This is a genomic window from Echinicola sediminis (genome assembly GCF_054777495.1).
Map to the genome: position 1 here is coordinate 89313 of NZ_BAAHAP010000006.1, position 7845 is coordinate 97157.

Genomic DNA, 7845 nt, shown 5'->3' on the forward strand with positions numbered 1-7845 from the left:
CAATTGACCACTACGAAATAGGAGCGAATTGTCCCAAAATTCAGTTAGGAATCAATTAAATTGGAAGGAGGGACTATGAGAGCTTTAAACCAATGTTTAGGTTGCATGCTTTGCCGTCTGGATTACAAAAAAATACGATCTGTGGCCCGAAATTATACAATAAGAATGAAATGAGTATTTTTGAATTAAATTTGAATGTTTTACCATAGTTCTTTTGGTTGGTTATATTAAAACCTTTGGGTTATCGATTTTAAAAGTACTTTTTATGCTTATATATAGTGAAAAATTATACCTTCTCATTCTACTTTTGTGTGTTTCGACCTGGGGATATGCTTGGGCACAGGAAATGGGAAAATTACAAAATACTCAACTAGCCTTGTCTGATACTTCCAATACTGTTGATAAATACAAGTCGGAAATGTTAGATCGTATTGACAGCTTACGAAGCTATTATACAAAAGAGCATCCTCAGTACGATAGTTTACTTTTTTCTATTTATGATGGGTATAAACAGCAATACATTGACCTAGAATATCAGAAGGAAACAAAGAAGGCCCTCAAAATAGCACTGGCATGCGAAGCCGTTTTTATAGAAGAGCTAGAGGATAAGGTGCAGGCCGATCTTATTTACAATATTGCACATCTCTATGATAAGAATGAGCAATACCTGAAAGCCCTAAATTATTACCGTCGCTCCATAGAACGCTATGAAGCCATTCATGATGTCGAACGGCTGGACTTACGAAATGATTTGGCACTGGCTTATAACAACATCGGTGTGATACATGCCCATACGGGCTTTTTTACCAAGCGAAAAGAATGCTACTTAAAGGCCAAAGAGCTTTGGGAGTCCATGGACGAGGTGGATAAAACTAACCTGATTTCATTATATGGCAACTTATTGGAGTTATATGCCAAATATGGTGATCGAGAGGCCTCCGAAGAGCTAATAACGATGATCAATGACAAATTTGACCTATGGATGGCTGAAGATTCATTTGGCAAAGGAAGGAAGGAGTTGCAGGCTGAACACCCTCCGCAGATTTATCAGGTACAAAAGCACAGGTTAAATCTGCGATATTTGGGGTTTACAAACGATAGAACCAGTGGATTGGCGCATTGGGACAGCCTTAGTACGTATTTCAATAGCATGAGCCTTAAAGATCAGCAACGTTATTCCGACTACCTACTTGATGGCATTTATCGCGTTGCCACCTTGATGGTAGATCAGGATAATGTCAGTGAGAGAGCGGAGGAAAGGAAGTTTATTGATCTTGGAATGAAGGAAAGCATTAGATTGGGAGATCGGTATTATGAAATGATATTCCATACCCGACTGGTGACCTTTTATGAATATGCTACGGAGGATTTCGCAAATGCACTCATACATCTAGATAGCGCACTACAAATCGGAAAAGAAATGGATATCCGCGAGTTCAATTTGCTCAATATTTATCTCAAGAGAGGGGATATGCTACAAAAATTGGGACGTTTTGAAGAAGCGGAGGAAATGGCCTATCATGGTTTTTCCCTATTGTTAGGGGAGCCTGTGAGTGATTTGTTTACAATCCAACGAGAAGATTTTGTCCAACGCAATGATATTTATTACGTCGATGCACTTCGGGAGGTGGCCAAAATTTACAAAAACCAGTTTCGTAAAGGCGGAATTCTAGCACATGCCCAATTGGCCTATCACTTTTACACCATAGCCGCCGACCTTTTTCATGAATATTACCAAAAAGGTGTTTACAATCCATGGCTGGACATGACCAATAAGGATATCTCCGAAGGGTTGTTGTCCATGCATCTCGCACTTGGGATCACCGTTCATGACAAGCTAGTAAATACCTTGGAAAGAAACATGTCCCAACATCTATGGAAAGAGTTTGAGGCTAAATACCAGCAATTCTTATCCGTGCCTGACAGTTTGCTTATAAAACACAATATGCTTCAGACCAGCTTGGCCAGGGTAAAAAATGATACGATTGTTCTGTCCGAGGATCTGGAAAGATTAGAAAAGGAACTTTCAGCAAATGAAGCTGCAATCTCATCCTTTGATAAGAATTATTTTTCATTTTTTTCCGGTCAACTGGATATAAATAAATTAAGGAAGCGTCTCTCCAGGGATAAGGTGATATTAAGGTACATCGCCACGGATAAAAAGCTATTTGCTTTTGTGGTCAGGGCTTCCAGCGTCCGTGTAGTCGAGCTTGGGGCAAAGAAGCCTATTTTTGAGTTAGTCGAAAACTATCATGATCAAGTGAAATCCATTCAGGATCAGGCAATGGGATTGTCAAGAAAATTGTATGATCTATTGATAAGGCCTCTAGGGCTAAGCGAGCAAGGTATTAAAAACTTGGTCATTGTTCCTCAAAGCAAACTTAATCTTCTGGCTTTTGAGAGTATGGAGGATCCCAAAAGTGGTCGTTTGTTGATAGAGGATTATGAGATTAGTTATGCTTATTCGTTAAAATTGTGGGAGTTACAGCGAAATTCGGGAGCGTATTCTTCCGGTAAAAATAGTATCGCAGCTTTTGTCCCAGAATACCCCAAGTCCTATCTTGCCGCTATGGAAGAGGAGCATGTAACACGTGGCCGGTTGACGTATTTGGAAGGGGCTTTATCCGAAGCCCGATACATTGTAGATAAAATGGGAGGAGATGTTTTCTATAAAGAGGCTGCTAATAAAAATCGTTTTGTAGAGTCCATAGGTCATTACCAATTATACCATTTTGCTACTCACGCCATGGTAGACCATGCCAATTATGAAAATTCGGGTATTTATTTTCAGGATGGAGAGACTCTTTCCTACTCAGAATTATATCAAATGCGTTTCCCGGCTGAAATGGTGGTACTAAGTGCTTGCAACACGGGAATAGGTGAACTGCATGAAGGGGAAGGCTTGATGAGTCTTTCCCGCGCACTCACTTATGCCGGGGTAAGAACTTCTGTATATAGCTTATGGCAGGTTCCTGATGAAGAAACTGCCGTATTGATGAAGTCTTTCTATAAGTATTTGGTAGAAGGATACGGTAAAGAGGAAGCTCTTGCTATGGCCAAAAGGACTTTTTTGGATGATTTTCCGATGAAACGGCATCCGTTTTATTGGGCAGGATTCGTTCTGAACGGGAATTTGGAAGCCCTACCACTTGAGGACCGTTCGGGAAAATTCTGGAAGTGGGGCGGCTATCTGATCATTTTGCTGCTTCTATTGGGGATAATAGTTTATGCTTATCGCAAGAAGAAAGGAACAAGGACAGGAAACTAAGCCTACCGGAGCCTTTTCAAGAGCTGGGCAGCTGGGTTGGCCAAGGGGTGACTGGTTTGTTCGACTTTTTGCAAATAGATTTTTGCCTTTGGTATTTGTTGATTGTCCAGGAAGGCGAGGCCCAAGTACCAATGGGCTACTTCGGTATAGCGACCCTCTACAGTCCAATCGTGCTGGTCCAACAATGGAATGGCTTCTAGGGACCTGTTGGAAGCCATCAGGGAAACGGCTTGGTACAAAAGGGCATATTCTTTACCGCCATCCCGATACAACTGCTCAAATACAGGAACAGCTTTTTCGTATTGACCTTGGTCATATAGGTGAAATGCGTGTGATTTTAAGTCATCCTCTACATTGTCATCTCCACGGACTACAGGGGCCACCACATTAGGATAAGGCTCAAAATAGGTCATATAGAGGTGGTTTGGTTGGGGATTGATCATAGTACTGGCCAACCAAGTCAGGCCAATCAATAATACCACCCCTGCAGCAACATGCCACCAACGAAGACTGTAAGTCTTTGTGGGATTGTCCAGTGACTGTAAATCTGCCTTCAAATTGGCCCTTTCTTCACGGATAATGGCAGCTTTTAGTTGTTTTTGGAATTCAACCTCTGATGAAAACTCCTTGTCGATAGCCATCAGTTCCTCAAATTCTTCCAGTTGATGGGGGCTGAGGCTGTTTTCAAAATATTTTTCAATCAATTCGTTTCTACTGCTTTTCATAAGCTCCCACAATCTCTTTTAATTGTTTTAAACACCTTGATTTTTGACTTTTGACCGTATCCTTTGAATCATAGCGGAGGGCCTGTTGGATTTCATCCAGTTTTTTGCCCTCGTAATAGAAAAGGCGTAAAACTTCTTGGCACTTTTGGCCAAGTTTTCGATATGCTTGTTGAAGTAGGATTGCCTTTTCATCTTCCAAGTCCATTCCATACGGATCAATTTCCTCAAATAAGTTGGTTTCCTCTATGGGAATGTTGACGTGCGGAGCCTTCCCTTTATTCCTCAAATATTCCATAAGTTTATGTTTCCCAATAGCAAACAGGTAGGTTTTGAGGCTGCTTTGCAATGTAACCAATTTTCCACTTAGGATATTTTCGTATAGTATTATGACGCTGTCCTGATAAATGTCCAGGATCATATCCTCTTCCTTAGTGTACTTTTTTGCAAAGTCAACAAATTGGGGCTTGTGTATTGTATAAACCTTCCCTAGGTCCTTTTTATTACCGTCACGTATATTTTGAATGAGTCGCTCCTCTTTATTCATTTATGGTAAAATCAGATAAAAAGTAAACACTTGGTGGCCAAAACTACAATTTTTTTTCATGTACATGTTTACTTTTTCCAACATTTCACATGAAGTATATAAAGGTTCATTTGGCAATCTCTCAAGGTATACAAAATGTTGAAGGAGAATCATGCATGGACCGATCAATCAAGTTCTTTTTAAAGTAAATCACTTTTGTTATGAAAAAATTAATGATCATTGGCGTGCTTTTGTGCGCCTTTACCTTTAACGCTATTGCCCAAAAGGGAGACCTAGGCCTAAATACAGCGGCTATGGTCGGTTTGCCTATTGGTGATTTTGGCGATGCTTATGGTATGGGCTGGGGAGTTTCCCTTAAAGGGCTGTACCATTTGAATTCAGTCGGTCAAGTTACCCTTTTCACCGGCTATTCTCAGTTTGGGCTGAAAGATACCTATGACGAAAACCTAAAAGGATCTTTGGGTATTATCCCCGTATTTGCTGGGTATCGCCGTCAGCTGGGCAAAGTGTACCTCGAGCCCCAATTGGGACTTTCTATAAACCGCAGTAACCTGAAAGCAGACTTTGGAGATGCCGGAAACTTGTCAGGAAGCGCTTCGGATACTTCTTTCGGCTATGCCGCCTCCATTGGTTATCTATTGGGTGACGTGGATCTCTCATTGAGCTATCAGGGTTTTTCCCTTTCCAATCAAGGGCTTGGATTCATTGGGCTCCGTGTCGGGTATCAATTTAAACTTAACTAAACCGTATTATGATGAAAAAGCAGTATTTATTGGAGACAAAAATTGTATGTGCCCTTATGATGGGATTGTTTTTAGTCCTGACCGCTTGTAGTGACAACGAGGATGAACAACCTCAAGAGGAAATTCTGCCTCCCATTGTACTAGCCTGTGATTATTTTAATGAAGACCGGGTCTTGGAAAACGATCCTCGAAGACCCGTTGATTATGTCATTGAATGCTGGGCTAACGTTCAGGGAGCCCTTAAAATAAACCCAGGGGTAGTGGTTGCTTTTGAAAAGGACGCAGGGCTTTATGTTAACCTTGGCAATAAATTGTTCGAAGTAGTGGGGAGACAGGAAGAGCCAGTGGTTTTCACGGGTACAGTCCAACAGAAAGGGCATTGGAGAGGCCTGTTTTTTACCGAAGCCCACAATCTTAATAATACCATAGAGCACACCGTGATCGAATACGCTGGATCACAAAACCTCACCTCCTCTTCTCCGGTTTACGAAGGTTCCTTGGCCATAAGAGGCGTTTCAGGTACCCCTCCGCAAGCCCTTTCCTTAAGCCATGTTGAAATTCGCAATGGGGGAAGTGTTGGTTTGGACTTTCATGGAGTTCAAACAAATTCCACTGTTTCAGCTTCCAATCTTATCATTACTGGAAATGAGGACGTTCCCGTAAAGGTGTCCGCTGAGATGGCACATGTATTTGATAATACGTCATCTTATTCAGGTAATGCATCAGATTTCTTGAACATTACTTCATCCTATTACGAGATTGAGGAAAAGACGGTTACTTGGCAACAATTGGATGTTCCGTACTTGGTGGACAGTAGGGTGCAAATTACTACCAATGGCCACTTGACCATAGAGGCAGGTACAGAAATGCAGTTTAAAAGTGAGGCATACCTACAGGTTTCATCTGGCTGGGCAACCGATGCCCCAAGCCTGAAAATCCAGGGAACTGCTAGCGATCCTGTTCATTTGAAGGCCCATAATGGTACCAACTGGGGAGGGATTTACTATGGCTTTACCGAGGAGGAAAATGTTATTGAACATGCGGTTATTGAACACGCCAAAGGAGACTTCCCTGTGGGCAATATCCAGAATACCGGAGCCGTCTATATGCATGCCGATCCCATGCTTACCGTTACCAATACCACATTCCAGGATTTGCCCAACTACGCTTTTTTTGCTTATACCGGAGCAAGTTCCTCGCAACCGGAGCTTCCTAACCTTAACAGGTCCAGTAACACTTATATCAACGTGGCCAAAGGAGAAGCTGGTTTAGGTTACTTGGGCTGGAACAATAAACCATAATAATTCCAGAAAAAAAGGACAAGATTTCTGCCCAATACGATATCTCAAGTATTGGGCAGATCTGTGGTTGCCAGGGATGAAAATATATTCTTCAATATTGATTTAAGTAGTTATGAAGTACATGAAACAAAATTATGTAACAGCAATTTTCCTGCTTGGACTGGGGTTGGCAATGGCCTGTTCAAATGATGATGTCGAGCCTGAAAAGCAAAATGCTTTGGAGGTGGGTGGTTCGATCAGTGGAGTGGTAAATGGAAAAGAGGTGAATTATCATGAGGTAAAAGTGGTGCTTTATGGTGGCTCCAACACGGTAGGAATCATTGGGAGGGATCAAGTTCACGAAGATACTACCAATCAGGTACGGGTGGTTTTGCCCTTAGAGCCAACTACAGGAACTTTTGACCATAGTGATAGCGGATTTGATGTGAATTATGAAGTGATCACATTCAACTATGAAAACGGGTATGGATTTAACAGGGAGAAGACCTCCCAAATAAGTGTTACCGATTATAAAGAAATAGGGTCCAAACTGGATACCACTTTTTATAGGGTAAAAGGCACTTTTGAACGTTATGGGATGCGCAACATGAACAGTGAAACCATCAATATCCAAAATGGTGAATTTGACTTCGTCTATGGGATTTGGTTTTAACGTCTCATTGCAAATTACACGGAAAGAACTTGTTAATTATAACAAAAACATGATGAAAACAAAACAACTCATATCAAGTCTGATGCTGATACTTTGTGTATGCACAGTACCAGCCTTTGCGCAAAATATTGACGAAAGAGACATTATCGGTACCTGGGAAATCCAGGGAACCCTTATGGGGGATGATGGATCGGGCGCGCTTTTGCCCCACAAGAATGTTTCACCCGATTGCAAAGATTACAGTGTATTCCTGGATGACCATTCCGGAAAAGATGTAAGACACAAGCAGGATTGTGAAGCCAGAGAGCAAGAATTTTCTTGGGAAATCAATGGGGATGTATTGACATTGTCACGAGGGGAACGCAGCATCGAATGGCACATAGCAAATATAGAGGAGGACATATTGACCGTAGGTGTACAGATGAGGGCCGATTCAGAAAAAAGAATGTATGTGGAGTATAAGAAAATGGAAAAGCAATTAAAATCTGAAGATCAATGAAACGATTAAATAATACGATCATGCTTCTGACATCAATGATGGCGTTCGTGCTAATGTTCGCATGCTCAGAAAATGAGGACAGTAACGGTCCACTCAATACCAATGGCACACAC

General features: G+C 41.5%; 7 protein-coding genes. 5 read left to right on the forward strand and 2 right to left on the reverse strand.

What is annotated here, in order from left to right; translation table 11 throughout:
* The first annotated feature begins 265 nt into the window (after nt 1-265).
* Nucleotides 266-3268, forward strand: a complete 3003-nt coding sequence (locus tag ACYVAA_RS02800) for a CHAT domain-containing protein (RefSeq protein WP_460538524.1) — start codon at nt 266-268, stop codon at nt 3266-3268.
* Nucleotides 3269-3270: 2 nt separating this feature from the next.
* Here the strand turns inward: ACYVAA_RS02800 and ACYVAA_RS02805 are convergent, their stop codons facing one another.
* A complete protein-coding gene (locus tag ACYVAA_RS02805) occupies nt 3271-3993 on the reverse strand; it encodes a tetratricopeptide repeat protein (protein ID WP_460538525.1) in 723 nt (240 codons plus the stop codon).
* On the reverse strand, nt 3980-4537 hold the full coding sequence (locus ACYVAA_RS02810; protein ID WP_460538526.1) for an RNA polymerase sigma factor: 558 nt from the start codon (nt 4535-4537) through the stop codon (nt 3980-3982). Before ACYVAA_RS02810 ends, ACYVAA_RS02805 begins: the two co-directional genes overlap by 14 nt.
* A 200-nt stretch (nt 4538-4737) precedes the next feature.
* Here ACYVAA_RS02810 and ACYVAA_RS02815 point away from each other — a divergent pair, with 200 nt between their 5' ends.
* The 4 genes from ACYVAA_RS02815 (at nt 4738) to ACYVAA_RS02830 (ending at nt 7732) form a co-directional block, all read left to right on the forward strand.
* Nucleotides 4738-5280, forward strand: a complete 543-nt coding sequence (locus ACYVAA_RS02815) for a hypothetical protein (RefSeq protein ID WP_460538527.1) — start codon at nt 4738-4740, stop codon at nt 5278-5280.
* A gap of 8 nt (nt 5281-5288) precedes the next feature.
* Complete coding sequence (locus ACYVAA_RS02820) at nt 5289-6581, forward strand: hypothetical protein (RefSeq protein ID WP_460538528.1); 1293 nt, start codon at nt 5289-5291, stop codon at nt 6579-6581.
* 121 nt (nt 6582-6702) lie between these two features.
* Nucleotides 6703-7233 (forward strand): hypothetical protein, encoded by a 531-nt coding sequence (locus ACYVAA_RS02825; protein WP_460538529.1) that lies wholly within the window; start codon nt 6703-6705, stop codon nt 7231-7233.
* Nucleotides 7234-7282: 49 nt separating this feature from the next.
* Nucleotides 7283-7732: a lipocalin family protein gene (locus tag ACYVAA_RS02830; RefSeq protein ID WP_460538530.1), complete on the forward strand. Its 450-nt coding sequence runs from the start codon at nt 7283-7285 to the stop codon at nt 7730-7732.
* Nucleotides 7733-7845: the final 113 nt, after the last annotated feature.